The following is a 25,641-nucleotide window of genomic DNA, read 5'->3' on the forward strand; positions in this document are numbered from 1 at the left end:
CATGTCACGGCGCTGGGAGGGGTCGATTCAGTTGGCGATACGGGAAACGGGCGGCGGCCACAGCTCGGTCCGCGACGGACGCGGTGCGGGCGGGCGCGGATCGGGCGGACGCGGTGCGGGCGGACGCGGTGCGGGCCGCCCCACCCTCGAAGAGGTGGCCGCCCGGGCAGGCGTCGGACGGGGCACGGTGTCCCGCGTGGTCAACGGCTCGCCCAGAGTCAGCGAACGCACGCGCGCGGCGGTCGAGGCCGCCGTCGCCGAACTGGGCTACGTGCCCAACCGGGCCGCCCGCGCGCTGGCCGCCAACCGTACGGACGCGATAGCCCTGGTCGTCCCCGAGGCCGAGCACCGCTTCTTCGTCGAGCCGTACTTCTCGGACATCCTGCGGGGCGTCAATACCGCCCTCGCCGACACCGACATGCAGCTCCTGCTCACCATCGTGGGCAGCGACCGCGAACGGGGCCGACTGGCCCACTACTTGGCGGGCCACCGCGTCGACGGCGTCCTCGTGGTCTCCCTCAGTGCCGAGGACCCGCTCCCCGACCTCCTCACCGAGCTCGGCATCCCTGCGGTCATCAGCGGCCGCCGCTCCGCCGACGAGCCCCTCCCGTGGGTGGACGCCGACAACGTCACCGGAGCCCGCGAGGCGGTCACCCACCTCGCCTCCCGGGGCCGCCGCCGGATAGCCACCATCACCGGCCGCCTCGACATCTACGGCGCCCAGTGCCGGCTGGTGGGCTACCGCGATGCCCTCGCCGAGGCGGGCCTGCCCGTCGACGAGTCGCTGATCGCCCCCGCCGACTTCACCGAGGAGGGCGGCCGCCGGGCGATGGAACTCCTGCTCGCCCTCGACCCGCTGCCCGACGCGGTCTTCGTCGCCTCGGACGTGATGGCGGCGGGCGCCCGCCAGGTGCTGCGCGCGCGGGGCATCCGGGTCCCCGAGGACATGGCGATGGTCGGCTTCGACGACTCCTCGATCGCCCGGCACATGGAACCGCCGCTGACGAGCGTGCGGCAGCCGATCGAGGAAATGGGCAGGGTGATGGCGCACACACTGCTCGGGGAGATCGCGCGGGCGACGCTGCCGGTGGGGGCGGTGCGTCCGCCGCAGCCGCGGCTGATGCTGCCGACGGAACTGGTGCCGAGGTCGTCGTCGTAGCGGAACGGGGTGGGCACACGCCGTGGGAAAACACCGAAGGCCCCGGTTCTTTCGAACCGGGGCCTTCGGCCTACAGGGTGAGTGACGGGACTTGAACCCGCGGCCACCTGGACCACAACCAGGTGCTCTACCAACTGAGCTACACCCACCGTGACCGGTCTTTTTCCTGACCGGCTGAGAAAAAGTGTACAGGGTTCGCGAGGGTGCTCGCGCCCAGGTTTACGCAGGCCATCGGCGGGCCCGCATCAAGCGGCTATGCGCCCCCCTCACCAGGGGCGGAGTACTTCGCGGCGATCTTCTTCGCGGTCTCCGAGTCCGGCCCCGGGTGGGGTACGAACACGGCCTCGCGGTAGTAGCGCAGCTCGGTGATGGAGTCGCGGATGTCGGCGAGGGCGCGGTGGTTGCCGTTCTTGTCCGGACTGTTGAAGTAGGCCCGCGGGAACCAGCGCCTGGCCAGCTCCTTCACCGAGGACACGTCGACGATCCGGTAGTGCAGGTAGCCCTCCAGCTCCTGCATGTCCCTGGCGAGGAAACCACGGTCGGTCCCGACGGAGTTCCCGCAGAGCGGGGCCTTCTTCGGCTCCTTCACGTGTTCCCTGATGTACGCCATGACCTGTGCCTCGGCGTCGGCGAGGGTGGTGCCGGCGGCGAGTTCGTCGAGGAGACCGGAGGAGGTGTGCATCTGGCGCACGATCTCCGGCATGGTCTCCAGGGCGGCGTCCGGCGGGCGGATCACGATGTCCACGCCTTCGCCGAGCACGTTGAGCTCCGAGTCGGTGACCAGTGCGGCCACCTCGATAAGTGCGTCGTCCGTCAGCGAGAGCCCGGTCATCTCGCAGTCGATCCACACCATGCGATCGTTCATGCGGTCACCCTATGGGGTGGGACGGGCTTCGGTCCCCGCCTGGAGGGAGCCGACCGCCGCAGCACCCGGGGCACACGCCCCGAACGGTCCGGACGGCGTCGCGCCTGCGGCGGGCCGTGGGACGCCCCTCCCCGCCCCTTCCCGCTGTGCTCAATTTGCGGCTGCCGCCGCGTGGCGCTTCAAGTGTTCGGCGGTGTCGCGCTTGCGGCGGGCGGATGCCCCTCCCCGCCCCTTCCCTAAACCGCTCCGCGGGGCCAGGGGTTGTTGCCTGCGGGTCGAGTGTGGTTGCTCGCGCAGTTCGCCGCGCCCCCAGGCATCCAGGGGCGCGGGGAACTGCGCGGCCAGCCACGAACAACCCGCACCTGACCACCGGCCGTGGCCGGGCCCGCCACTCGGGGTCTGGGGCAGCGCCCCAGTTTCGGGAAGGGGCGGGGAGGGGAAAGGCCGGCGCAGCGGACCCCACCCCCACCAGCACCCCCCCCACGCGGCGGCAGCCGCACATGTCGCAGCCGGGAAGGGGCGGGGAGGGGAAAGGCCCCGCGCAGCGGAGCCCCTCCCCGGTTCCCGTTTACCTCAGGCGGCCCGGTGCGTATACGTCCGCATTCAGCTTCCCGTTCTCCGGCGCCGGAGCAACCGGCGCCGACGACGAAGGACCCGTCATCGACGCATGCGCCGCCGCCGCCCGGCGGACCTGCTGCGGGACCGCGTCCGAGAGGCCGCCGCCCCCCAGCGGCACCGGATCCGACGCCGGGCGCCTCGCCCGGTACGCCGCCCGGTACGCCGCGGGCGACGACCCGAGCTGCCTGCGGAAGTGGCCCCTCAGCGCCACCGGCGACCGGAAGCCGCAGCGGCCCGCGACCTCGTCCACCGAGTAGTCCGACGTCTCCAGCAGGCGCTGCGCCTGGAGCACCCGCTGCGTGATCAGCCACTGGAGTGGAGCGCTCCCAGTCAGTGACCTGAAGCGCCGGTCGAAGGTGCGCCTGCTCATGTACGCGCGCGCGGCGAGGGTCTCCACGTCGAACTGTTCGTGGAGGTGCTCCAGCGCCCAGGCGACGACCTCCGCGAGCGGGTCGGCGCCGATCTCCTCCGGTAAAGACCGATCGAGATAGCGCTCCTGCCCGCCGCTGCGCCGTGGCGGCACGACCAGCCGCCGGGCCAGTGCGCCCGCCGCCTCCGTGCCGTGGTCGGTCCGCACGATGTGCAGACACAGGTCGATTCCGGCCGCGGTGCCCGCCGACGTCAGGACGTCCCCGTCGTCGACGAACAGCTCGCGCGGATCGACGTGCACCGACGGATAGCGCTTGGCCAGCGTCGGTGCGTACATCCAGTGCGTGGTGGCCGGCCGGCCGTCCAGCAGGCCCGCGGCGGCGAGCACGAAGGCTCCCGTGCACAGGCCGACGATCCTTGCCCCCTCCTCGTGCGCACGGCGCAGCGCGTCCAGCGCCTCCGCCGGTGGCGGGGAGGTGATGGACCGCCAGGCCGGTACGACGACCGTCCCTGCGCGGCTCATCGCCTCCAGGCCGTACGGTGCGGTCAGTTCGAGGCCTCCGGTCGTCCGGAGTGGTCCTTCCTCCCCTGCGCACACCAACAGCCGATAGCGCGGAACCCCTGCGTCCTGCCGGTCGATGCCGAACACCGAGAGCGGAATCGAGCTCTCGAAGATGGGTCCCCCACTGAAAAGCAGCACCGCTACGATCTCCCGGCGGCGTCGCCCGGAGAGCTTCCGGGTGGCCTCCGGCGGTGCGGCCAAGTCCTGGCTCATGGCGCTAAGCCCCCCTCGGTGGTCGCGGCTCCCTGTTCGTGACGGGCCTGTCGCTCCTGCACACTGCTCCTCGTAGTCGCAGTCCCTCTAGGTCCTGCACGGTTCCCCCGCCGTCGAATAACCCATGATCGAATCTACTGTGTCGCGTGGCGCCGCCGTGACAAGTTCCGGAACCGGCGTTATGTCGACATGGCAACTTGGCGCGAAGCATTCGATCAGGAAGCGTTCCACTCTGGGGCGCCGCAGGGAAGTGCGCCTTTCGCTCATGGCCCGTCCCCGTAGGGTGCGCGAGCCGCGAGCGGTCCTTTCTTCCCAGGTGGCACGGGGGTTGACCGCGCATCACGCCAAGGGTGGGGGTGGTCCGGGAAGTTGGCTGAAAAGCAACGGGCGCGCATGTGCGATCCCGTCACTCAACCGGCGCACCACCCTGCGGGGAGTGACCGCCGCCGGAAATCTTCATGCGTTGTTCGTGTGCCGCTCGACCACATTTCGGGTGATTCTCAGGTGTCCGTCTTCCGGCCGCCCCGGTGGGCCCCGGATCCGGTCCGGCTGTGCCGGCCGCGGTGGGTACCCACCTGGGGGTCCTCGGCGAGGTCGCGGGCGGCCGTCCGCTCGGACTGGCGCAGCAGCAGCCGGCTGATGACGGTGACGACGGCCAGGCCGCCCGTAGCGAGAGCGGTGCCGCCGACGGGGGCCCCGTAACCGATCAGGACGACGGGGACGAGCAGACAGCTGAAGGCCGCCCACCGGACGAGATCGGCCGAGGATCCGGCCCCCGTGACGGGAGCGGGCGGTGGGTCCGAGGGGGAGGGGTGGTGGCCGTGTGGGGTGTGGGGGCCGTGGTGTGCGGGGGAGCTGTGGGGGCCAGGGGAGGCGGGGGAGCCGTGGTGGCTGTGGGAGCCGGGCACGGGGTGCTCCCTCCGGGGGCGGGGGTGGGTCCTGACCAACGAACGGACCCGGTGGACGGTCACGTCGGCGTGGCCGCCGGAACGGCTGTACGGGGTGCCGGTGCGCGGCGGCGGGCGAGGACGGGTGGCTGTACGGGGCAGCGGCCATTGCGATACCGGTCGGGGTCGTGCATGCTCCTGGAACGCCGCACCCAGCGGGGCTGGGCAGCGGAGGAGTGCAGCCGTACCCTTGGGGGTATGGGCTTGGGAAGATGATTCCCGGACAGCTCCACAGTTCCGCCGCTCCACTGCCGCGTTGTCAGCCCTCCTGAGGATTCAGACGCCGAGATACCGATGGCCGGTCACGAAATTCCCGAACCCGCGGACCGCAAGCAGGTCGCCGATCCCACCACGGAGTCGAGCGGCGACCTCTATGCGCTGGAACAGCCGCGCCAGTCCTGCGATCCCGCCTTCCGGCACGGTGTCGTCGTCGGCTTCGACGGCTCCACCTCCAGTGAGCGGGCGCTCGCCTACGCCATCGGCATGGCCAGGCGGCTCGGTCAGGGGCTGATCATCGTCCATGTCGCCAACCGGCTGCCGACCACCGTCTGGGCGGGCTGCGAGCCCCCCGTCTTCGTCGACGTGCCGGACCACCGCACCGAGGTGCTCGGGCTGGAGCTCGCCTGCGCGGACTATCTCACCGAGGTGCCCTGGATCCTCGTCGAGCGCGGTGGCGACATCTGCCACGAGCTGGAGGAGGTCGGCCGGGAGTACGAGGCCGACGCGATCGTGGTGGGCTCCACGCAGGGCATCGTCGGACGGCTCTTCGGCTCGGTGGCGGGGCGGCTCGCGAAGCGGGCCCAGCGTCCGGTCGTTGTCATTCCGTAGTGGAGTTGTGATGTCCCGTCAGTTTGGCCGAGAGGCAGGTCAGTTGGCGGTTCTGCGCTCTTGACGGGTTTCGGCTGTTCCTGAAACTACCGCCGCGTAGTGGTGATTTGTGACCTTGTGAAGGGTAGATAAGGGTCGCTGGATCCCAGTAACCCACGCACACGCGGTACTTGCACGAAGGGAGCCCGCCGTGGACAACGACGTCTCTGCGGGAAGCACCACATCCGTCTCCGCATCCGCCCTCGGCCACCTCGCACTCGGACTGACCCTGATCGCCTTCGGGATCGGTCACACCGGCGCCTTCGACGGGATCTCGGCGGCCAGTGCCGTCACGGTCGCCCTGTTCGTCGGCGGCATCACCCTGTTCGTCGCCGGACTCGTGGAGTTCCGGGGCGGCAGGTCCTTCAACGGGACGGCGTTCGCAGGGCTCGGCGCCTTCTGGTTCACCTGGGGCACCCTCGCCGACGAAGGCGGCGTATCGGCCCAGGCGGCGGGACTGTTCCTGCTCCTGTGGGCGCTGCTGGCGCTCAGCCTGACCCTGGGTTCGGCGGGCGGCGGGCTGCTCCCGCAGGTCATGTACGGGCTCCTGTTCGTCGCGCTGCTGCTCATGGGCATCGCGCGGTTCGCGGACGTCTCCGTGCTGGTGAAGGTGGCCGGCTGGGTCGCGGCGCTGGCCGGACTGCTTGCCTGGTACGGCGCGACGGCGGCCTGGGCCAAGTGGCCCACCGCACTGCCGCACCGCGCGGCGGGCCGGGGCTTGACGGCCACCGGCTGAGCAACTGCCGTACCAACGGCCGGTGTTGGGCAACACCGGCCTTCCGAGGGGAAGGGCCCCGCACGGCGTGGTGGCGTGTGCGGGGCCCTTCTCGTGCCTTCGGGGAGCTGCTGCGGGTTATTCGACGGTGACCGACTTCGCCAGGTTGCGCGGCTTGTCGATGTCGCGGCCCATGGCGAGCGCCGTGTGGTAGGCGAGCAGCTGGAGCGGGATGCCCATCAGGATCGGGTCCAGCTCGTTCTCGTTCTTCGGGACCACGATCGTGTGGTCGGCCTTCTCCTGGTTGCGGTGGGCGACCGCCAGGATCCGGCCGCTGCGGGCCTTGATCTCTTCGAGGGCGGCGCGGTTCTTCTCCAGCAGGTCGTCGTCGGGGACGATGGCGACCGTCGGCAGCGCGGGCTCGATGAGGGCCAGCGGGCCGTGCTTGAGCTCGGAGGCGGGGTAGGCCTCGGCGTGGATGTAGGAGATCTCCTTGAGCTTCAGGGAGGCCTCCAGGGCGACCGGGTAGCCGCGCACGCGCCCGATGAACATCATCGACTGGGCGCCCGCGTAGGCCTCGGCGATCTCCTTGATCTCGTCCTCGGACTTGAGGATCTCGGAGATCTGCTCGGGCAGCTTGCGCAGGCCCTCGATGATCCGCTTGCCGTCGGAGACGGAGAGGTCGCGGATGCGGCCCAGGTGCAGGGCGAGCAGCGCGAAGGCGACGACGGTGTTGGTGAAGCACTTGGTGGAGACGACGCAGACCTCGGGGCCCGCGTGCACGTACACGCCGCCGTCGGCCTCGCGGGCGATCGCCGAGCCGACCACGTTGACGACGCCCAGCACGCGGGCGCCCTTGCGCTTCAGCTCCTGCACGGCGGCCAGCACGTCGTACGTCTCACCGGACTGGGAGACCGCGATGTAGAGGGTGTCGGGGTCCACGACCGGGTTGCGGTAGCGGAACTCCGAGGCGGGCTCGGCGTCGGCGGGGATGCGGGCCAGGGACTCGATGAGACCGGCGCCGATCAGGCCCGCGTGGTACGAGGTGCCGCAGCCGAGGATCTTGATGCGGCGCACGCCACGGGCCTCGCGGGCGTCCAGGTTCAGGCCGCCCAGGTGCACGGTGGAGAAGCGGTCGTCGATCCGGCCGCGCAGCACGCGGTCCACGGCGTCGGCCTGCTCGGAGATCTCCTTGTGCATGTACGTGTCGTGGCCGCCCATGTCGTACGACTCGGCCTCCCACTCCACGGTGGTCGGCGTGGCCGAGGTGGTCGAGCCCTCCGTGGTGTACGTACGGAAGTCGTCGGCCTTCAGGGTCGCCATCTCGCCGTCGTCGAGGGTGACGATCTGGCGGGTGTGCGAGACCAGCGCGGCGACGTCGGAGGCGACGAACATCTCCTTCTCGCCGATGCCGAGGACGACCGGGGAGCCGTTGCGGGCGACCACGATGCGGTCGTTGAAGTCGGCGTGCATGACGGCCAGGCCGTACGTGCCCTCGATGTGGCGCAGCGCCTCGCGGACCTTCTCCTCCAGGGTCTCGGCCTGGGCGCGGGCGATGAGGTGGACCACGACCTCGGTGTCCGTCTCGGAGGCGAAGACGACGCCGTCGGCGGTCAGCTTGGCGCGCAGGTCGTCGGCGTTGTCGATGATGCCGTTGTGGACGACCGCGACCTTGCCCTCGGTGTCCAGGTGCGGGTGCGAGTTCTCGTCGGAGGGGGCGCCGTGGGTGGCCCAGCGGGTGTGGGCGATGCCGGTGGTGCCGGCGAAGCGCTTGGGGACCCTGGCCTCCAGGTCACGGACCCGGCCCTTGGCCTTGACCGTGCGCAGGCCGGTGGCCTTGGGGCTGGTGATGACCAGGCCGGCCGAGTCGTAACCCCGGTACTCCAGGCGCTGGAGGCCTTCGAGGAGAAGGGGGGCGACGTCGCGCTTGCCGATGTAACCGACGATTCCGCACATGTGGTTTCTGTCCTCCGAGTGGTGTGGGGGTGCTCGTGACCGGTCCGGCCCTGGGCCGGCCGGGGACGGGTCAGCCGTAGACGATGCGGCGCAGCTGCCGGAGCGAGAGCTCCGGGGGCGCCACCGCGCGGTGCGGCAGCTCGGCCGCTATCCGCTCGAAGATCTCCGCGTTCACCGCACCACCGGACTGGAGCTCACGGTGCCGGCGGCGGACGAATTCCTCGGTCGTCTCGTCGAAGTACGCCAGCACGTCGAGCACCACCCGGGCGGCCTCGCCGCGCGGCAGCGCGGTGGAGCGGACCAGGTGGTCGACGAGGTCGTCGTGGGACGACGGGGAGGGCGTACGGCGTTCGAGCACCCGTCGATATTGGGGGAGGAGGAGGGGTCTGTGCAAGAAACCTGCCCGATATCGGGCAGGATCCTTCATGATCGCGAGATTGGTACGGACTATCCGGCCCGCTGGGCTGCTCTCGGGCTGCTCTCGGGGCTGCCCTCAGAGCTGCTTGAGGACCGCCTGCTTGGCCGTCCTGAACTCCTCGTCGTCGAGGATCCCGGCCTGGTGCAGCTCGCCCAGCTCGCGCAGCCGCCGCAGCAGGGCGTCGTGGCCGGAGGTGTCCTGGGCGGGGGCCGCCGCCTCCAGCGCGACGGGGGCGTCGGCGGGGGCCAGCGGGTGCGGGCGGCGCACCAGTACCGCGGCGGCCACCAGGCCGGCCGTGTACTCCTTCTTGGACAGGCCCCACATGCTCAGGGCGTGCGGGTCGTACTTCGGGGCGGGGGTCTTCGTGCCGTTCTGGAAGCGGGTGACGAAGCGCAGGTGGCCGTAGTCCAGGCCGGACGCGGGCAGCCAGTCGACCCCGGCGATCTCGGCGAGGGGCAGGGTGACGGCGCCCCGGTCCGACTTCATCTCCTCCGCCTTCCAGTTCCAGGTCAGCTGTACGGTCTCCCCGTCGAAGGAGGCCGTGCCGTCCGCCCCGCCGCCCGAGACCGGCACCGAGGGGCCCGGCAGCAGGAAGCGGTCCACCGGGTCGGAGGGCACCTGGTCCAGCAGCAGGGCGTTGCGGACCTCGTCCACGAAGTACTCGGCGACGCCGGTGCGGTCCGCCTCGACCGCGAGCCGGTAGGGGTCCGCGTTGTCCGGCAGTCTGCCGTTCGCGGCCAGCAGCAGCGGGCACGCCCCCTCGCGCAGCCTCAGCCGCAGTCCGCCGCCCTTGCGCCCCGGCTCGAAGGCGATCCCCGCCAGCGCGGCCAGCGGCACCTCCAGTTCGCCGAGCCCCTGGCGCAGGGGGTGCACCCTGGTGCCGCGCCCCGGGATGATGCGCACCACGTCGCCGTCGAAGGTCCAGGTGCCGTCCTTCTGAAGGATTTCCGCCATGAGGGGGATTCTCGCATTCGAGGGCCCCCGGCGGGACGGGCGGAAGGGCGGGAGTGGAGGCGGGGTGGGAGTGTGGGGAATTGGTCTACACCCTTGACCCGGACGTGACTTGGGCGGTAGCCATGAGTTCTGTTACGTACATGCCACAGCCGCGCAGCCCCTTCGAAGGGACCCGCTTGTGAGACACCGTCGTACGATCCCCCGACTGCTCGCCCCGCTCCTGCTCGTCGCCACGGCGGGCTTCACCGCCGTGGGCGCCGCCCCCGCCCCGGCCCCGCAGGCCCCGGCCGCGCAGCAGGACGGACCCGTGCCGCTCGGGCAGGTGATCCCGGCGCCCGCCGAGACCCGGGCGGGCGGACCGGCCTACACCCTGAACCCCCGTACCGCGATCAAGGTCGACCGGAACTCCGCCGAGGCCAAGCGGATCGGCGCCTACCTCGCGAACGTGCTGCGGCCCTCCACCGGCTACGAGCTGCCGCTCACCACCCGGGGCGGCCGGGACTCCATCAGCCTCGAACTCGGCTCGCGCGACGCGTCGTTGGGGGACGAGGGCTACAGGCTGGCATCCGGCAAGCACGGCGTGACCATCTCCGCGCGCAAGGCCGCGGGCCTCTTCCACGGCGTACAGACCCTGCGCCAGCTGCTGCCCGCGGCGGTGGAGAAGAAGACGCGGCAGTCGGCCACCTGGCAGGTCTCCGGCGGCACCATCAAGGACGTACCGCGCTTCGGCTACCGGGGCGTGATGCTCGACGTCGGCCGCCACTTCCTCTCGGTGGAGCAGGTCAAGCGGTACATCGACCAGGCCGCGCTCTACAAGATGAACAAGCTCCACATGCACCTCAGCGAGGACCAGGGCTGGCGCATCGCCATCAACTCCTGGCCCCGGCTGGCCACTTACGGCGGCTCCACCCAGGTCGGCGGCGGCCCCGGCGGCTACTACACCAAGGCCCAGTACAAGGACCTGGTGAAGTACGCGGCCTCCCGCCAGATGGAGGTCGTGCCCGAGATCGACATGCCGGGCCACACCAACGCGGCACTGGCCTCGTACGCCGAACTCAACTGCAACGGCGTCGCCCCGCCCCTCTACACCGGCACCGAGGTCGGCTTCAGCAGCCTGTGCGCGAGCAAGGACATCACGTACAAGTTCATCACCGACGTGCTCGGCGAGATCGCCGCGCTCACCCCGGGCAAGTACCTCGACATCGGCGGCGACGAGGCCCACTCGACCAGCCACGAGGACTTCGTCAAGATCATGAACTACGCCCAGGACGTGGTCGGCAAGCACGGCAAGACCGTCATGGGATGGCACCAGCTGCTCGGCGCCAAGCAGGTCAAGGGCCGGGTCGGCCAGTACTGGGGCTACGACGCGACGAGCGCTGCCGAGCGCCAGAAGGTCGTGGACTCCGCGAAGGACGGCGCCAAGCTGGTGATCTCACCGGCCGACCGCGCCTACCTGGACATGAAGTACAACAAGGACACCCCGCTGGGCCTCAAGTGGGCCGGGTACGTCGAGGTGGACCGCTCCTACGACTGGGACCCGGGCAGCTATCTGACGGGCGCCCCGGAGTCCTCCGTGCTCGGCGTCGAGGCACCGCTGTGGACCGAGACGCTGTCCACCAGCGACCAGCTGGAGTTCATGGCCTTCCCGCGGCTGCCCGGCATCGCCGAGCTGGGCTGGTCGCCTAAGGCCACGCACGACTGGAACACGTACAAGGTGCGGCTCGCCGCGCAGGCGCCGCGCTTCGAGGCGCTGGGGATCGACTACTACCGGTCGGGCAAGGTGCCGTGGCCGGCGAAGTAGCCGGATGAGGGCCTGAGGTGGAAGGGGCGGGGGGGGGGGGGGGGGGAAAAAAAAAAAACACCCCCCCCCCCCCCCCCCCGCCCTTCTGCTCCGTTCCCCGTTCTGTTCCCGGGGCCCTACGCTTCCTCTTCGGCCGCTTCGCGCAGGCCGTCCTCGGAAAGCCCCTCGCGCCAGTAGCCGGTGAAGGTCACGCGGCGGCGGTCGTAGCCGCGCTCGTTGACGAAGTGGCGGCGCAGGGCGCGTACCGAGGAGGACTCGCCCGCGATCCAGACGTACGGGGTGCCGGCCGGGAGCTCGGCGGCGCTGATCGCTTCGAGGGGGCTCGGCGCCTTGTCGTCCCGTACGAGATGGGTGATCTCGGCGTGGGCGTCGGTCGTCAGTGCCACCGCGTCGTCCGGGTGCGGGACCGATATCCAGACCTTGGCGGGGGTGCCCGCCGGGAGCCACTCCAGGGCCGCGGCTGCGGCGGGCAGGGCCGTTTCGTCGGCCCAGATCAGCACCCAGTCGGTGTCGTCGACGGGCGGCCGGAAGCGGACGCCCGTGTTGTCGGCGACGGCCGGGCCCAGGACGGTCACCCGGTGGCCGGGGGCGGCGTTCTCCGCCCAGCGGCAGGCGGGGCCGCCGTCCGGGTGAAGCGCGAAGTCGATGTCGACCTCACCGTCCTCGGGGCGCTGCTCGCGGACGGTGTACGAACGCATGACGGCGCGGACGCCGGCGTCCATGGTCCGGTACGAGGTGAACCAGTCGGGGTCCGTCTCCGGCGGCAGTACCGGGGCGTCCTGCCCCGGGTGCGGCAGGAACAGCGACAGCGACTGGTCCCGGCCGCCGGAGGCGAACCGGGCGAGGTCCTCGCCGGTGTCCCCGCCGAAGGTGACCCGCAGGAGCGAGGGGCTCAGGCGGTGGGTGCGCAGCACCTTCAGGGCGAACAGCCGGAAGGGGATCGTCTGGTCGTCGGTCTCGGCGGACACGGGCGGCCTCCGGGCGGGGAGTGGGGTGGAGTGGAGTGGAGTGGCGTGGAGCGGTCGGGTTGCGGGTCATGCGTCCCGCGTCAGGAGACCTTCTTGGCGCTCTCGATCGCCTTGGCGAGGTCTTCGAGGATCGGCGCGCACTTGTCGTACGAGAAGATCGGCTCGGTGGTGCGCGGGATGACCTGGCCCGCCTTGACGGCCGGGAGCTGCGCCCAGGTCGGCTTGTCCTTGATGTCCTTGGGCTGGAGGACCGCAGAGCGGTTGTCCATCATGATCACGTCGGCCTTGTACTTGCCGACGTTCTCCCAGCTCAGGCCCTCGAAGAAGCCCTGGGCGTCGACCTTCGGCTCGATGAACTTCACGCCGAGCTCCTGGAAGTACAGGGTGTCGGCGCTCATCTTGGCGAGCGAGACGTAGAACAGCTCGGCCGAGGCGGAACCGATCAGGACCTTGATCTCCGGGTGCGCCTTCGCGGCGGCGCGCAGCCGGGCGGCGGCCTTCTCGAAGCGGGCCTTCGCGTCGGCGGTCTTCTTCGCCTTGAGGTCGGCGCCGAGGGCGGCGGCCAGGTCGGCGTGGCGCTGGAGGGCCTTCTCCATGTTGGTGTTGGAGGCCCACAGGGCGACCGAGGGGGCGAGCTGGTAGATCTTCTTGGCGGACTGCTCGGGGACGTACCAGAGGACGTCCTTCTCCCACATGTTGGAGATCAGCAGGTCGGGGAGGAGCTTGGCGTACTTCTCGACGTTGAACTCGCCGTAGACGTTGCCGATGATCTCCAGCTTTGAGATGTCCATGTCGCCGGCCTGGACGTCGGGCTTGCCGTCCTTGCCCTTGGTGGGGCCGAAGACGCCCTTGACCTGGATGCCGTAGTCGTGGAGGGCGGCGGCGGTGCTGGTGAAGGCGACGATGTTCTTGGGGAGGGCCTTGGTCTCGACCTTGGTGCCGCGGTCGTCGGTGAAGGACCAGGGGCCGGACTTGGCGCCCTTCTCCTTGCCGCCGTTGCTCGTGCCGGTGCTGTTGCTGTTGCCGCCGCCGCACGCGGCCAGTGCGGCTCCGGCGCCGAGCGCGCCGCCGACGGCGAGGAGGCCGCGGCGGGTGGGGCGGGAGAGGCGGGGCTGGGAGGGCATGGTGGGTCTGCTTTCGTGCGGCGGGGGATGCGGGGGGCCAAGCTCCAAGGAAGGTTAGCCTAACCTCTTCTTGGCTTGAATTGGCCTGTCCGGATCGAGGCGGCCGGGTCCGCTGCGCGGGCTTCTCCCCTCCCCGCCCCTTCCCGGCTGTGACATTTGCGGCTGCCGCCGCGTGGGGGCGCTGGTGGGGGGCGGGGTCCGCTGCGCGGGCGTTTCCCCTCCCCGCCCCTTCCCGAAACTGGGGCGCTGCCCCAGACCCCGGCCCGTACGGCCGAGTGGGTGGGTGGGCAGGTGGCGGGCCCGGCCACCGCCGGTGGTCATGTGCGGGTTGTTCGTGGCTGGCCGCGCAGTTCCCCGCGCCCCTGAGTACTCGTAGTAGGCGGCGCGAGGAAATGTGCGGCGCTGGGCACGAGTGGTTGGGGGCGCGGGGAACTGCGCGAGCAACCCACCACCGGCCCGCGCGTAACGAACCCCCGGCCCCGCGGCCAGCGGTCTAGGGAAGGGGTGGGGAGGGGCACTCGCCCGCCGCAGGCGCGACCCGCTCGCCGGCCCGGGCTGGCCGCACCACGCCGCGGCAGTCCCCAGGTCGCCCCCGGCGCGTCTTACGCCTGCATCCCCAGTTCCCTGGCGATCAGCATCCGCTGCACCTCACTCGTCCCCTCCCCGATCTCCAGGATCTTCGAGTCGCGCCACATCCGCGCCACCGGGTACTCGTTCATGAAGCCGTAGCCGCCGTGGATCTGGGTGGCCTCGCGGGCGTTGTCGACCGCGACGGTCGACGAGTACAGCTTCGCGATGGCGGCCTCCTTCTTGAAGGGCTCGCCCGCGACCAGGCGGGAGGCCGCGTCGCGCCAGCCGACGCGGGCCATGTGGGCGCGCATCTCCATGTCCGCGATCTTGAACTGGATCGCCTGGTTCTCGCCGATCGCCCGGCCGAACGCCCTGCGCTCCTTCGCGTACTTCAGCGACTCGTCCACACACCCCTGCGCGAGCCCCGTCGCCAGGGCCGAGATGGCGACGCGGCCCTCGTCGAGGATGCGCAGGAACTGGGCGTAGCCCCGGCCCTCCTCGCCGACGAGGTTGGCGAGCGGGACGCGGACGTCGGAGAAGGAGAGCTCGCGGGTGTCGGAGGAGTTCCAGCCGACCTTGGAGTACGGGGCGGCGACCGTGAAGCCGGGCGTGCCGGACGGGACGATGATCGAGGAGATCAGCGGGCGGCCGTCCTCCTTGCGGCCGGTCACGGCGGTGACGGTCACCAGGCCCGTGATGTCCGTACCGGAGTTGGTGATGAAGCACTTCGAGCCGTTGATCACCCACTCGCCGGCCGCCTCGTCGCGGACGGCCGTCGTACGGGTGCCGCCCGCGTCCGAGCCGCCCTCCGGCTCGGTCAGGCCGAACGCGCCAAGGATCTCGCCCGAGCACATCCTCGGCAGCCACTCCCGCTTCTGCTCCTCGGTGCCGAAGAGGTGCAGCGGCATGGCGCCGAGGGAGACGCCCGCCTCCAGGGTGATGGCCACCGAGGAGTCGACCCGGGCCAGCTCCTCCAGGGCGATGCCGAGGGCGAGGTAGTCGCCGCCCATGCCGCCGTACTCCTCCGGGAAGGGCAGGCCGAAGAGCCCCATGCGGCCCATCTCGCGGACGATCTCGTACGGGAACTCGTGGCGCTCGTAGAGGTCGCCGATCTTCGGGGCGACCACGTCGTGCGCGAACGCCTCGACGGTGCGGCGGAGTTCTTCGTGCTCGGGGGAGAGGTGGTGGTCCATCGTGAGTCCTTTGTCCTTCAGTCCTTGTGGGCGAGGGCGCGTACGGTGCGGGACGGGCTGGGTCGGCCCAGCTGTTCGGCCATCCACACGCTGGTGGCGGTGAGACGGCCGAGGTCGACCCCGGTGTCGATGCCGAGGCCGTGCAGCATCCACACGAGGTCCTCGGTGGCGAGGTTGCCGGTGGCGGACTTGGCGTACGGGCAGCCGCCGAGGCCGCCGGCGGAGGCGTCGACGGTGCTCACGCCGTGCCGCAGGGCGGCGAGGGTGTTGGAGAGCGCCTGGCCGTAGGTGTCGTGGAAGTGGACGCCGATACGGTCGGTGGGGACGCCGGTGGTGTTCAAGTCGCGCAGCAGTGAGGTGACTTGGCCCGGGGTGGCGACTCCGATGGTGTCGCCGAGGCTGAGTTCGTCGCAGCCCATGTCGAGCAGGCGGCGGCAGACCTCGACCACCTGGGCGGCGGGCACCGGGCCCTCCCAGGGGTCGCCGAAGCACATGGAGAGGTAGCCGCGGACCTGGGCACCCGCGGCCTTCGCCCGGCTCACCACCGGCTCGAACATGGCCAGCGCCTCGTCGACCGTACGGTTGAGGTTGGCCTTGGCGAAGGACTCGGTGGCGCTGGCGAAGACGGCCACGTCGCGGGCGCCGAGGGCCAGTGCGCGGTCCAGGCCCTTCTCGTTCGGTACGAGGACGGGCAGCCGGACGCCGTCGAGGTCGGCCAGCTGCGGGAACAGGGCCTCCGCGTCGGCGAGTTGGGGCACCCACTTGGGGTGCACGAAGCTGGTCGCCTCCACGGTGGTGAGGCCGGCTGCCGCGAGGCGGTGGATGAATTCGGCCTTGACGGGGGTGGGTACGGCCGTCTTCTCGTTCTGGAGGCCGTCGCGGGCGCCGACCTCGTAGATCCGTACGCGGGAAGGGAGTTCGGGATCGCGCACGGGCATGGGCAGACCGTCGGTCATGACTCCTCCTCGGGGAGGACCACGGCCAGGACCTGGTCCATGGCGACGGTGGCACCCGCCTTGACGTCGAGCTCGGTGACGGTGCCCGCGTGCGGGGCGGAGATGACGTGCTCCATCTTCATGGCCTCCACCACCAACAGGCTCTGTCCTGCGGTGACTTGGTCCCCTACGGCGACCTTGACGACGGTGACGGTGCCGGGCATCGGCGCGGTCAGGGCGTCCGCGCCGGAGTGGGCGGCGCCGGTGAGGGTGGCGGCGACGGGGTCGTACGTCTGGAGGTGCCAGGCGTCGCCGTCGCGGCCCAGCCATTCGCCCGCGTGGTGGAAGGTGTGGGTGAGGCCGTCCACCTCGACGGTGAGGGGGCCTTGCGGGTGAGGCGCGGTGGCGAGACGTGCGGGCAGGGATTCCCCCACCCCGCCCCTTCCCGAAACCGCACCCGGTGCGGACACGCCGGGGGCTCCGCCCCCGGACCTCCGCTGCTCAAATGCCGCAGGGGCTGAAATGGCGACCTCCGCAGCCGCCGCGCGCCCCCGTACCCGTACCTCCACCGGCTCCTGGCCCGGCACGCGGAAGTGGTGCACGGTCCAGGCGGGGGTGCCGCCCAGCCGCCAGCCGGAGGGTGCTGAGAACGGGTCCCTCCAGCCGTGGCCATCGGGCTCCAGCGCGGCCTGAGCGACCAGCCCCGCCGCCGCGTACACCTCGTCCGGCACCCCGTCCGCGATCAGCGAGTCCACCTCCCGCTCCACCAGCCCGGTGTCCAGGTTGCCCGCCACCACGTCCGGGTGGGCGAGCAGCCTGCGCAGGAAGCCCGCGTTGGTCTGGACGCCGAGCGTCACCGTGTCCGCGAGGGCCGCGCGCAGCTTGCGCAGGGCGGTCTCGCGGTCCGGGCCGTACGCGATGACCTTCGACAGCATCGGGTCGTACAGGCTGCCGATCTCCGTGCCGACCGCGAGGCCCGAGTCGGTGCGGATGCCGTCGCCCTGCGGTTCGTTCAGGGCGAGGATCGTGCCGCCGGACGGGAGGAAGCCCCGGGAGGGGTCCTCCGCGCAGACGCGGGCCTCGACGGCGTGGCCGGTGAGGGTGATGTCGGCCTGGGTGAAGGGGAGTTCGGCCCCGGAGGCGACCTTCAGCTGCCATTCCACCAGGTCGACGCCGGTGATGAGCTCGGTGACCGGGTGCTCGACCTGGAGGCGGGTGTTCATCTCCATGAAGTAGTACGAGGAGGGGTCGGAGCCCGGCACGATGAACTCCACCGTGCCCGCGCCCGAGTAGCCGCAGGAGCGGGCCGCCTCGCAGGCCGCCTCGCCCATGGCGGCGCGGGTCGCCTCGTCGAGGAAGACCGAGGGGGCCTCCTCGATGATCTTCTGGTGGCGGCGCTGGAGGGAGCACTCGCGCTCGCCGAGGTGGACGACGTTGCCGTGGCCGTCGGCCAGGACCTGGATCTCGATGTGGCGGGGGCGGTCGATCCAGCGCTCCACCAGGAGCGTGTCGTCGCCGAAGGAGGAGCGGGCCTCGCGGCGGGCGGCCGCGATCTCGTCCGTGAGGGTCGCCTCGTCGCGGACCAGGCGCATGCCCTTGCCGCCGCCGCCGGCGGACGGCTTCAGGAGGACCGGCATGCCGATCTCCCGTGCGGCATCGGCGAGTTGAGTATCCGTCAGGCCGCTGCCCGACGACCCGGGTACGACCGGGACGCCCGCCGCCCGCACCGTCTCCTTCGCGCGGATCTTGTCGCCCATCAGGTTGATCGCGGCGGCGGACGGGCCGATGAAGACCAGGCCCGCGTCCGCGCAGGCCTGCGCGAAGTCCGTGTTCTCGGCGAGGAAGCCGTAGCCGGGGTGGACGGCCTGCGCGCCGGAGCGCCGCGCCGCCTCGATCAGGCGGTCGGCGCGGAGATAGCTCTCGGAGGCCGCCGGGGGTCCGATGCGTACCGCCGTGTCGGCTTCGCGTACATGCCTCGCGTCCGCGTCCGCGTCGCTGAACACGGCCACCGAGCGGATGCCCAGCTCCCGCAGCGTACGGATGACGCGGACCGCGATCTCGCCGCGGTTGGCGACCAGAACCGTGTCAAACATGGTCATTACTTCACTCACATCCGGAAGATGCCGAAGGCGGGGTCGGCGAGCGGGGCGTTGGCGCACGCGGTCAGGGCGAGTCCGAGGACCTGGCGGGTTTCGAGCGGGTCGATGACGCCGTCGTCCCAGAGGCGGGCGGACGCGTAGTAGGCGTTGCCCTGCTGCTCGTACTGGGCGCGGATCGGGTCCTTGAACGACTCCTCGTCCTCGGCGGCCCACTCCTCGCCCCGGCCCTCGATCTGGTCGCGCTTCACGGTGGCGAGGACGGAGGCGGCCTGCTCGCCGCCCATGACGGAGATCTTGGCGTTGGGCCACATCCACAGGAAGCGGGGGGAGTAGGCGCGCCCGCACATCGAGTAGTTGCCGGCTCCGTACGAACCGCCGACGACCACGGTCAGCTTCGGCACGCGCGTGGTGGCGACGGCGGTGACCATCTTGGCGCCGTGCTTGGCGATGCCGCCGGCCTCGTAGTCGCGGCCGACCATGAAGCCGGAGATGTTCTGCAGGAAGACGAGCGGGATGCCGCGCTGGTCGCACAGCTCGACGAAGTGCGCGCCTTTCTGGGCGGACTCGGAGAACAGGATGCCGTTGTTGGCGACGATGCCGACCGGGTGGCCGTGGATGCGCGCGAAGCCGGTGATCAGCGTCTGTCCGTACTCCGACTTGAACTCCTGGAAGCGGGAGCCGTCGACGACGCGGGAGATCACCTCGCGGACGTCGTAGGGGGTGCGGGAGTCGACGGGCACCGCCCCGTACAGCCCGGCCGGGTCGACCTTCGGGGGCTCGACCGGCCTTACCGGCCAGGGGAGTTCGGCGCGGTCGGGGAGGGTGGCGACGATGTTGCGTACGATCCGCAGCGCGTGCGCGTCGTCCTCGGCGAGGTGGTCGGTGACACCGGAGGTACGGGAGTGGACCTCGCCGCCGCCCAGCTCCTCCGCCGTGACGACCTCGCCGGTGGCCGCCTTCACCAGGGGCGGGCCGCCCAGGAAGATGGTGCCCTGGTCGCGGACGATGACCGCCTCGTCGCTCATCGCCGGTACGTAGGCGCCGCCCGCCGTGCACGAGCCCAGCACGGCGGCGATCTGCGGGATCCCGGCCCCGGACATCCGGGCCTGGTTGTAGAAGATCCGGCCGAAGTGCTCCCGGTCCGGGAAGACCTCGTCCTGCATGGGCAGGAAGGCGCCGCCCGAGTCCACCAAGTACAGGCAGGGCAGCCGGTTTTCGAGGGCCACCTCCTGGGCGCGCAGGTGCTTCTTCACGGTCATCGGGTAGTACGTGCCGCCCTTGACGGTCGCGTCGTTGGCGACGATCACGCACTCGCGTCCGCTGACCCGGCCGATTCCGGCGATCACCCCGGCCGCCGGGGCCTGGTCGTCGTACATCCCGTTGGCGGCGAGCGGGGCCAGCTCCAGGAAGGGCGAGCCCGGGTCGAGGAGGGTGTCGACGCGGTCGCGCGGCAGGAGCTTCCCGCGGGCCACGTGCCGGGCCCGGGACTTCTCGCCGCCGCCGAGCCGGGCGGTCGCGAGCCGCGCGCGGAGATCGTCCGCGAGCTCTCGGTGGGCGGCTTCGTTGGCCGCCCAGGAGGTGGACGACGGATCCGCGGTACTGGTCAGCACCGGTGCCTGCTGCATTCTGTCGAGCTCCCTTGCCCGCCGGACGTCAGGTTAGTGACCGTTAACACTCGAAGAGAGGTTAACGAGCGCTAACGCCGATGTCCAGGGACCTGGGGAGCCCGTGAGGTTAACGACCGCTAACCCCGCGGGTTAGAATGCTCCCCATGAGCAGCACCAAAGCGTCCGCGTCCCCCACCGCACGGGTCGCGGCCCCCACCCGCCGGGAGCAGATCCTCAGGGAGGCCGCCCTCCTCTTCGCCGAGCGCGGCTTCCACGGCGTGGGCGTCGACGAGATAGGGGCGGCGGTGGGCATCAGCGGCCCCGGCCTCTACCGGCACTTCGCCGGCAAGGACGCGATGCTGGCGGAGCTGTTGGTGGGCATCAGCGAACGGCTGCTGGCGGGCGGCCAGGAACGGGTCGCGGCGACCCCGGGCGCCCCCGCCGCTCTCCTCGCCGCACTCATCGACGGCCACATCGACTTCGCCCTCGACGACCGCCCCCTGATCACCCTCCACGACCGCGAACTGGACCGCCTGCGCGACGCGGACCGGCGCCGGGTGCGTCAACTCCAGCGCCAGTACGTGGAACTGTGGGTGACAGCGGTACGGGAGACCTACCCGGGCACCTCGGAACCGGAGGCACGGGCGGCGGTGCACGCGGTCTTCGGCCTGCTGAACTCCACACCCCACCTCGGCGCGGGCCTCCCCGGCCGGGGCACAACGGAAGCCCTGCTGCGCCGCCTGGCCCACGGAGCATTCGGCGCCCTCGCGACCCCCTGAGCCCACGGCGGGAAAGGGCACGCCCTAGGCCCGTGAGGCGGTCCCTGGTGGGCTCGACAGGGTTCCTACCAGGCGGTCGCTGAAGGTGCCGGGTGGCTGGGCGGTGTCCGTCGCGCGGTAGGCGCGGACGGCCGGGTCCGTGAAGGTGAGGGTGAGGGCCGGGCAGGCGCCGTCGGGGGCGTCGCCCTCCTCGGGCGAGCAGGCGATCACGTTGAGGGGGTTGAGGCCGGGGCACACTGCCCGCGCGGGGACCTCCACCTTCAGCAACAGGCGTGCGCCCGGGGCGATGTGGTGCACTCCGGAGGCCGGTGGTGCGGCAGGTCGTGCGTCCGGGCCCTCCTCGACGACCGTCACGCCCAGCCCGGCGGCCGACGCGCCGACGCCCGCTCCGAACGGCGAGACCACATCCACCGTCCCCCGGCCGGCGAAGAGTGGAGTGGGGAGCCGCAGGGGTTGCTGCCCGGCGCGGAGGGACGCGTACACCGTCAGTGAGAGGTCCGGGTCGCCCTGGGCGGCGGTGCCCTCGGAGGGGGCGGGGCTCTCAGGGCCGTGCGTCACCCATTGCAGGACGGTCAGCGCGGGGTCGCCCTCCCGCTCCCCGGCGCCCCGGACCGCCGGGCGGACATCGCCCTGCATGCCGCACCGCGACAGCCTGGCCGTCACCCCGCCCGCGAGCTGTTGGTCGGGGTGCGGTGTGGCGGGCGCGTAGCCGGGCACGGCACCGGCTCCGGATCCGGCGGAGCGCTGCGGAGGGTCGGTGAGGGCAGGCAGCCCGACCAGGATCAGCAGGGACGCGGTGAGGACCGCGAGGATCAGCCAGGACCGGAGGCCCATCCCCCAGAGCTGTCTCGACCAGAGCTGTGCCGACATCGTTCCCCCCGCTCGTCCGGTACCCGGGGATTGTTCCAGAGGGGGTGCGGGAGCGGCCCGCGCGGTGGCCGGGGGCCGCTGTCGTCCCATATCCAAGGACGCCCGGGCCACCGCGCCGGTGGCCCGGCAGAATGGGGTTCATGCCGATACTCAGTCGTCCCGCTCTCGTCGACCATCTCGTCCGTACCCGGATCGCGGGAGACGTCGCCACGCCCCGTGACAACAACCTCTCCCACTACCGCAAGCTCGCCAACGGTGACCGGCACTACTGGCTCGGCATCGAGCTCGGGGACCGGTGGACCGATGAGCAGGACGTGCTCGCCGTGATGGCGGAGCGGTGCGGGGTCAGTGATGACACCGATCACCGGCACGGGCAGGACACCATCGATCCCGAGCTGACCGTGGACGGTCTGGAGCGGGCGGCGGCGCGGCTGCGCAAGGCGGTGGCCGACAAGCAGCGGGTGCTGTTCGCGACCGGGCACCCCGGGGCGCTGCTCAACGTGCACGGGGAGACCGCGCGGGCGTTGCGCGGTGCCGGGTGCGATGTCGTACGGATTCCCGGTGGGCTGACCGCCGACGAGGGGTACGTGGTGCAGTTCGCGGACGTGGCGGTCTTCGAGCGGGGGGCGAGCCTGTGGCACACGCACTCGCCCGCGCCGATGACGGCGATCCTGGACGGGCTGGAGAGAGCCGGGGAGCCGTTGCCGGACCTGGTGTTCGCCGATCACGGGTGGGCGGGGTGCGCCGGGCAGCGCGGGATCGATTCGATCGGGTACGCGGACTGCAACGACCCGGCGCTGTTCCTCGGGGAGGCGGAAGGGGTCATGGCCGTCACCATTCCGCTCGACGACCATGTGGTCGACCCGTTTTTTTATGAGCCGATGACTGATTACCTGCTGGGCGCCGCCGGCCTGCGCTGACCGCGCCGGGGGGTGGGGTCGAGGTAGACGCGGGCGATGGCCGGGTAGCGCTCGCGCAGTTGCTGTTCGGCCTCCTCGCAGGCCCACTCGACCTCGGCAGCCGTGGAGACGTCCCGGAAGTCGATCTTCGCGGCGACGAGGATCTCGGACGGGCCCTGGATGAGGGTCGTCAGCTCGATGACCTCGACGACGTGGGGGATGGAGAGGAGCTCCTCCCGCACCCCCGCGCGCATCTCGGGCGGCAGGGCGCGGCCGATGAGGAGCTGGGCGTTGCTGCGGCCGAGCACCCAGGCGACGTACGCGAGGAGCAGGCCGATGAGGACCGAGGCCGCGCCGTCCCAGACTCCCGAGCCGGTGAGCTGGCCGCCCAGCAGGCCGCCCGCCGCCAGGAGGAGGCCGATCAGGGCCGCCGAGTCCTCCATGACGACCGCCTTCACGGCGGTGTCCGGCGTGCGGCGGAAGTAGCGGCCGAGCGGGGCGCCGAGGCGGGTCGCCTCCGCGCGGAGCTGTTTGACGCCGGTGCGCAGGGAGTAGCCCTCCAGGAGGAAGGCGACGGCGAGGACGACGTAGGAGAGGACCGGGCTGCCCAGTTCCTCGCCGTGGGTGAGGGTGTGGATTCCGTCGTAGACGGAGAAGACCGCGCCGCCGACGAAGGTGGCGACCGAGGCGAGCATGGCCCAGATGTACCGCTCCGGGCCGTAGCCCAGGGGGTGGTCCTCGTCGGCGGGCTTCTCGCTGCGCTTGAGGGCGAGGAGCAGCATCAGCTCGGTGACCGTGTCGGCCACCGAGTGCGCCGCCTCCGACAGCATCGCGCTGGACCCGCTGATCAGCCCCGCGACGGCCTTCGCGACGGCGATGCCGAGGTTGGCGCCCGCCGCGACGAGCACGGTGAAGGTGCTCTCGCCGCCCCCTGTGCCGCCGCCGCTGTCCGTACTGACGTCCCGTTCGTCCGCTTTGCTCATGTACGGACCGTAAGGCCCCCTCAGCGCGGGACGCGAACGACGCCCTCCTGGATGACCGAGATGGCGAGCTGTCCGTCCTGGGTGTAGATGCGGGCCTGGCCCAGGCCCCGGCCGCCGGACGCCGAAGGCGACTCCTGGTCGTAGAGCAGCCATTCGTCCGCCCGGAAGGGGCGGTGGAACCACATCGCGTGGTCGAGCGAGGCCCCGACCACGTCGCCGGTCGCCCAGCCGCCCCGGCCGTGCGCGAGGAGGACGGAGTCCAGGAGCGTCATGTCGGAGACGTACGTGGCGAGGCAGACGTGCAGGAGGTGGTCGTCGGCCAGCTTGCCGTTGGTGCGGAACCAGACCTGCGAGCGGGGTTCGCGCGGCTCGCCGGCCGTGGCGTACGGGGGCGGGCCGACGTAGCGCAGGTCGATCGCCGCGCGGGCTTCCAGGAGGCGGTCGACCGTGCCCGGGTCGACGAAGCGGTCCGCGTAGCGGGGGAGCGACTCGGCGGCTGTGGGGAGCGTCTCCGGGTCGGGGGACGCGGGCATCGCCGCCTGGTGCTCCATGCCCTCCTCGTACGTCTGGAAGGACGCGGAGAGGTGGAAGACCGGGTGCCCGTGCTGGACGGCGACCACCCGGCGCGTGGTGAACGAGCGGCCGTCGCGGATCCGGTCGACCGTGTAGACGATCGGGGCGGACGGGTCGCCCGCGCGCAGGAAGTAGGCGTGGAGGGAGTGGGCGAAGCGGTCTCCGGGGACCGTTCGCCCGGCGGCGACCAGGGCCTGAGCCGCCACCTGGCCGCCGAAGACGCGGGGGACGACGGCCGAGCGGCTCACGCCCCGGAAGATGTCCTGCTCGATCTGCTCCAGGTCGAGCAGATCGAGCAGGGACTCAAGTGCCTTGTTCATGCAAGTGGTTGTAGCAGGTGAGTGCTACAGGCCCATGTCCTTGGCGATGATCATCTTCATGACCTCGCTGGTGCCGCCGTAGATGCGGTTCACCCGGTTGTCCGCGTACAGGCGGGCGATCGGGTACTCGTTCATGAAGCCGTAACCGCCGTGCAGCTGGAGGCACTTGTCGATCACGCGGTGCGCGACCTCGGTGCAGAACAGCTTCGCGGAGGCCGCCTCGGCCGCCGTCAGCTCGCCCGCGTCCAGGGCCTCCGTGGCGCGGTCGACGACCGCCTCGGCGGCGTCCACCTCGGCCTGGCAGGCGGCCAGTTCGAACTTGGTGTTCTGGAAGGCGGCGACCGGCTTGCCGAAGACCGTACGGTCCTGGACGTACTGCTTGGTGAACCGGATGGCCGCCTTGGCCTGGGCGTACGCGCCGAAGGCGATGCCCCAGCGCTCGGAGGCCAGGTTGTGGCCGAGGTAGCCGAAGCCCTTGTTCTCCTCGCCGAGGAGGTCCTCGACCGGGACCTTCACGTCGACGAACGCCAGCTCGGCGGTGTCGGAGGTGCGCAGGCCCAGCTTGTCCAGCTTGCGGCCGACCGAGTAGCCCTCCAGCTTGGTGTCCACGGCGAAGAGGGAGATGCCGAAGCGGCGGTCGTCCTCGCGCGGGGCTGCCGTACGGGCGCAGACGATCACGCGGTCGGCGTGCACGCCGCCGGTGATGAAGGTCTTGGCGCCGTTGAGGACGTAGTGGGTGCCGTCCTCGGAGAGCTTGGCGGTGGTCTTCATGCCCGCGACGTCGGAGCCGGTGCCCGGCTCGGTCATGGCGAGCGCCCACATCTCCTCGCCGGAGACGAACTTCTCCAGGTAGCGCTTCTTCTGCTCGTCGGTGGCGAGCATCTTGATGTACGGGAGGCCGAGGAGCACGTGCACACCGGAGCCGCCGAAGGTGACGCCCGCGCGGGCGGTCTCCTCGTACAGGACGGCCTCGAACTTGTGGGACTCCAGGCCCGCGCCGCCGAACTCCTCGGGCACGTTGATGCCGAAGACGCCCAGCTCGCCGAGCTTGTAGTAGAACTCGCGCGGCGCCTGACCGGCGGCGAACCACTCGTCGTAGACGGGGACGACCTCGGCCTCGATGAAGGCCCGGAGGGTCTCCCGGAACGCCTCGTGGTCCTCGTTGAATACGGTACGGCGCACGTGACGCTCCCTCTGCGAGTGGTGATCCCTGTCCTTGAGCGGGGCTCCGTCGGCCACGGGGCCGCTAAGCGCTTGCTCAGATACCCGGCAAAAGT

The 25,641-nt window shown here is 71.2% G+C and carries 22 protein-coding genes and 1 tRNA gene; 6 read left to right on the forward strand and 17 right to left on the reverse strand.

The annotated features are described in order from the left end of the window. Position 1: 1 nt before the first annotated feature. A complete protein-coding gene (locus ACZ5PB_RS06410; protein ID WP_468688348.1) occupies positions 2-1,159 on the forward strand; it encodes a LacI family DNA-binding transcriptional regulator in 1,158 nt (385 codons plus the stop codon). Between the two features lie 76 nt (positions 1,160-1,235). Here ACZ5PB_RS06410 and ACZ5PB_RS06415 read toward each other — a convergent pair. The 4 genes from ACZ5PB_RS06415 to ACZ5PB_RS06430 all read right to left on the reverse strand — a co-directional run bounded on the left by ACZ5PB_RS06415 (position 1,236) and on the right by ACZ5PB_RS06430 (position 4,694). After that, a tRNA-His gene (locus ACZ5PB_RS06415) sits at positions 1,236-1,308 on the reverse strand. A 104-nt stretch (positions 1,309-1,412) separates the two neighbouring features. Beyond that, complete coding sequence (gene orn, locus ACZ5PB_RS06420) at positions 1,413-2,024, reverse strand: oligoribonuclease (RefSeq protein WP_468688350.1); 612 nt, start codon at positions 2,022-2,024, stop codon at positions 1,413-1,415. 568 nt (positions 2,025-2,592) lie between these two features. Continuing rightward, positions 2,593-3,786: a helix-turn-helix domain-containing protein gene (locus ACZ5PB_RS06425; RefSeq protein ID WP_468688352.1), complete on the reverse strand. Its 1,194-nt coding sequence runs from the start codon at positions 3,784-3,786 to the stop codon at positions 2,593-2,595. 500 nt (positions 3,787-4,286) lie between these two features. After that, entirely contained in the window at positions 4,287-4,694 is a 408-nt protein-coding gene (locus ACZ5PB_RS06430; protein WP_468688353.1) for a hypothetical protein, read from the reverse strand. Between the two features lie 333 nt (positions 4,695-5,027). Here ACZ5PB_RS06430 and ACZ5PB_RS06435 point away from each other — a divergent pair, with 333 nt between their 5' ends. Both ACZ5PB_RS06435 and ACZ5PB_RS06440 read left to right on the forward strand, forming a co-directional pair. Then, the gene (locus tag ACZ5PB_RS06435; RefSeq protein ID WP_468688354.1) at positions 5,028-5,561 is read left to right on the forward strand and encodes a universal stress protein; all 534 of its coding nucleotides are present in this window, start codon (positions 5,028-5,030) and stop codon (positions 5,559-5,561) included. Positions 5,562-5,751: 190 nt separating this feature from the next. After that, entirely contained in the window at positions 5,752-6,336 is a 585-nt protein-coding gene (locus ACZ5PB_RS06440; protein ID WP_468688356.1) for an acetate uptake transporter, read from the forward strand. 117 nt (positions 6,337-6,453) lie between these two features. Here the strand turns inward: ACZ5PB_RS06440 and glmS are convergent, their stop codons facing one another. From glmS to ACZ5PB_RS06455, 3 genes are all read right to left on the reverse strand, one after another. Continuing rightward, positions 6,454-8,271, reverse strand: coding sequence for a glutamine--fructose-6-phosphate transaminase (isomerizing) (gene glmS, locus ACZ5PB_RS06445; protein WP_468688357.1), 1,818 nt, complete (start codon positions 8,269-8,271; stop codon positions 6,454-6,456). 70 nt (positions 8,272-8,341) lie between these two features. Further along, entirely contained in the window at positions 8,342-8,629 is a 288-nt protein-coding gene (locus ACZ5PB_RS06450) for a hypothetical protein (protein WP_384342056.1), read from the reverse strand. 135 nt (positions 8,630-8,764) lie between these two features. Beyond that, positions 8,765-9,643 carry a DUF4429 domain-containing protein gene (locus tag ACZ5PB_RS06455; protein WP_468688359.1) on the reverse strand — a complete coding sequence of 293 codons (879 nt, stop codon included), beginning with the start codon at positions 9,641-9,643 and terminating at the stop codon, positions 8,765-8,767. Between the two features lie 178 nt (positions 9,644-9,821). Between ACZ5PB_RS06455 and ACZ5PB_RS06460 the strand changes: the two genes are divergently transcribed. Further along, positions 9,822-11,444, forward strand: coding sequence for a beta-N-acetylhexosaminidase (locus ACZ5PB_RS06460; protein ID WP_468688360.1), 1,623 nt, complete (start codon positions 9,822-9,824; stop codon positions 11,442-11,444). Positions 11,445-11,560: 116 nt separating this feature from the next. Here ACZ5PB_RS06460 and ACZ5PB_RS06465 read toward each other — a convergent pair whose 3' ends face one another. The 6 genes from ACZ5PB_RS06465 to ACZ5PB_RS06490 all read right to left on the reverse strand — a co-directional run bounded on the left by ACZ5PB_RS06465 (position 11,561) and on the right by ACZ5PB_RS06490 (position 19,958). Then, entirely contained in the window at positions 11,561-12,412 is an 852-nt protein-coding gene (locus tag ACZ5PB_RS06465; RefSeq protein ID WP_468688361.1) for a siderophore-interacting protein, read from the reverse strand. An 80-nt stretch (positions 12,413-12,492) separates the two neighbouring features. Then, a complete protein-coding gene (locus tag ACZ5PB_RS06470) occupies positions 12,493-13,536 on the reverse strand; it encodes an ABC transporter substrate-binding protein (protein WP_468688363.1) in 1,044 nt (347 codons plus the stop codon). A 602-nt stretch (positions 13,537-14,138) separates the two neighbouring features. Continuing rightward, entirely contained in the window at positions 14,139-15,299 is a 1,161-nt protein-coding gene (locus ACZ5PB_RS06475; RefSeq protein WP_468688364.1) for an acyl-CoA dehydrogenase family protein, read from the reverse strand. A 17-nt stretch (positions 15,300-15,316) separates the two neighbouring features. Beyond that, positions 15,317-16,255: a hydroxymethylglutaryl-CoA lyase gene (locus tag ACZ5PB_RS06480; RefSeq protein WP_468688366.1), complete on the reverse strand. Its 939-nt coding sequence runs from the start codon at positions 16,253-16,255 to the stop codon at positions 15,317-15,319. Next, on the reverse strand, positions 16,252-18,327 hold the full coding sequence (locus ACZ5PB_RS06485; RefSeq protein WP_468688367.1) for an acetyl/propionyl/methylcrotonyl-CoA carboxylase subunit alpha: 2,076 nt from the start codon (positions 18,325-18,327) through the stop codon (positions 16,252-16,254). The genes ACZ5PB_RS06480 and ACZ5PB_RS06485 overlap by 4 nt, the downstream gene beginning before the upstream one ends. Positions 18,328-18,341: 14 nt before the next feature. Next, positions 18,342-19,958 (reverse strand): carboxyl transferase domain-containing protein, encoded by a 1,617-nt coding sequence (locus tag ACZ5PB_RS06490; RefSeq protein WP_468688370.1) that lies wholly within the window; start codon positions 19,956-19,958, stop codon positions 18,342-18,344. Positions 19,959-20,104: 146 nt separating this feature from the next. On the opposite strand from ACZ5PB_RS06490, the gene ACZ5PB_RS06495 reads away from it, so the two are divergent. After that, positions 20,105-20,719, forward strand: a complete 615-nt coding sequence (locus ACZ5PB_RS06495; protein WP_468688372.1) for an SACE_7040 family transcriptional regulator — start codon at positions 20,105-20,107, stop codon at positions 20,717-20,719. Positions 20,720-20,743: 24 nt separating this feature from the next. Here ACZ5PB_RS06495 and ACZ5PB_RS06500 read toward each other — a convergent pair whose 3' ends face one another. After that, on the reverse strand, positions 20,744-21,589 hold the full coding sequence (locus tag ACZ5PB_RS06500; RefSeq protein WP_468688374.1) for a hypothetical protein: 846 nt from the start codon (positions 21,587-21,589) through the stop codon (positions 20,744-20,746). Positions 21,590-21,729: 140 nt separating this feature from the next. Between ACZ5PB_RS06500 and ACZ5PB_RS06505 the strand changes: the two genes are divergently transcribed. After that, complete coding sequence (locus ACZ5PB_RS06505; protein WP_468688376.1) at positions 21,730-22,509, forward strand: phosphatase; 780 nt, start codon at positions 21,730-21,732, stop codon at positions 22,507-22,509. On the opposite strand, the gene ACZ5PB_RS06510 is transcribed toward ACZ5PB_RS06505, so the two are convergent. From ACZ5PB_RS06510 to ACZ5PB_RS06520, 3 genes are read right to left on the reverse strand one after another with little or no spacing between them, the layout of a single operon-like run. Beyond that, complete coding sequence (locus tag ACZ5PB_RS06510) at positions 22,479-23,471, reverse strand: cation diffusion facilitator family transporter (RefSeq protein ID WP_468688377.1); 993 nt, start codon at positions 23,469-23,471, stop codon at positions 22,479-22,481. The genes ACZ5PB_RS06505 and ACZ5PB_RS06510 overlap by 31 nt on opposite strands. A 20-nt stretch (positions 23,472-23,491) precedes the next feature. After that, positions 23,492-24,364, reverse strand: a complete 873-nt coding sequence (gene tesB / locus ACZ5PB_RS06515; RefSeq protein ID WP_468688379.1) for an acyl-CoA thioesterase II — start codon at positions 24,362-24,364, stop codon at positions 23,492-23,494. A 24-nt stretch (positions 24,365-24,388) separates the two neighbouring features. Then, entirely contained in the window at positions 24,389-25,546 is a 1,158-nt protein-coding gene (locus ACZ5PB_RS06520; RefSeq protein ID WP_468688381.1) for an acyl-CoA dehydrogenase family protein, read from the reverse strand. Positions 25,547-25,641 lie beyond the last annotated feature (95 nt).

It is taken from the genome of Streptomyces sp. NPDC032721 (assembly GCF_055579625.1).

Excerpts from the sequence above, each read along its gene's own strand:
- ACZ5PB_RS06425 (WP_468688352.1), bottom strand. The coding sequence starts at position 3,786 with ATGAGCCAGGACTTGGCCGCACCGCCGGAGGCCACCCGGAAGCTCTCC.
- ACZ5PB_RS06500 (WP_468688374.1), bottom strand. The coding sequence starts at position 21,589 with ATGTCGGCACAGCTCTGGTCGAGACAGCTCTGGGGGATGGGCCTCCGG.
- ACZ5PB_RS06490 (WP_468688370.1), bottom strand. The coding sequence starts at position 19,958 with ATGCAGCAGGCACCGGTGCTGACCAGTACCGCGGATCCGTCGTCCACC.
- ACZ5PB_RS06510 (WP_468688377.1), bottom strand. The coding sequence starts at position 23,471 with ATGAGCAAAGCGGACGAACGGGACGTCAGTACGGACAGCGGCGGCGGC.
- ACZ5PB_RS06480 (WP_468688366.1), bottom strand. The coding sequence starts at position 16,255 with ATGACCGACGGTCTGCCCATGCCCGTGCGCGATCCCGAACTCCCTTCC.
- ACZ5PB_RS06470 (WP_468688363.1), bottom strand. The coding sequence starts at position 13,536 with ATGCCCTCCCAGCCCCGCCTCTCCCGCCCCACCCGCCGCGGCCTCCTC.
- ACZ5PB_RS06475 (WP_468688364.1), bottom strand. The coding sequence starts at position 15,299 with ATGGACCACCACCTCTCCCCCGAGCACGAAGAACTCCGCCGCACCGTC.
- glmS (WP_468688357.1), bottom strand. The coding sequence starts at position 8,271 with ATGTGCGGAATCGTCGGTTACATCGGCAAGCGCGACGTCGCCCCCCTT.
- ACZ5PB_RS06485 (WP_468688367.1), bottom strand. The coding sequence starts at position 18,327 with ATGTTTGACACGGTTCTGGTCGCCAACCGCGGCGAGATCGCGGTCCGC.
- ACZ5PB_RS06505 (WP_468688376.1), top strand. The coding sequence starts at position 21,730 with ATGCCGATACTCAGTCGTCCCGCTCTCGTCGACCATCTCGTCCGTACC.
- ACZ5PB_RS06435 (WP_468688354.1), top strand. The coding sequence starts at position 5,028 with ATGGCCGGTCACGAAATTCCCGAACCCGCGGACCGCAAGCAGGTCGCC.
- ACZ5PB_RS06455 (WP_468688359.1), bottom strand. The coding sequence starts at position 9,643 with ATGGCGGAAATCCTTCAGAAGGACGGCACCTGGACCTTCGACGGCGAC.
- ACZ5PB_RS06495 (WP_468688372.1), top strand. The coding sequence starts at position 20,105 with ATGAGCAGCACCAAAGCGTCCGCGTCCCCCACCGCACGGGTCGCGGCC.
- orn (WP_468688350.1), bottom strand. The coding sequence starts at position 2,024 with ATGAACGATCGCATGGTGTGGATCGACTGCGAGATGACCGGGCTCTCG.
- ACZ5PB_RS06410 (WP_468688348.1), top strand. The coding sequence starts at position 2 with ATGTCACGGCGCTGGGAGGGGTCGATTCAGTTGGCGATACGGGAAACG.
- tesB (WP_468688379.1), bottom strand. The coding sequence starts at position 24,364 with ATGAACAAGGCACTTGAGTCCCTGCTCGATCTGCTCGACCTGGAGCAG.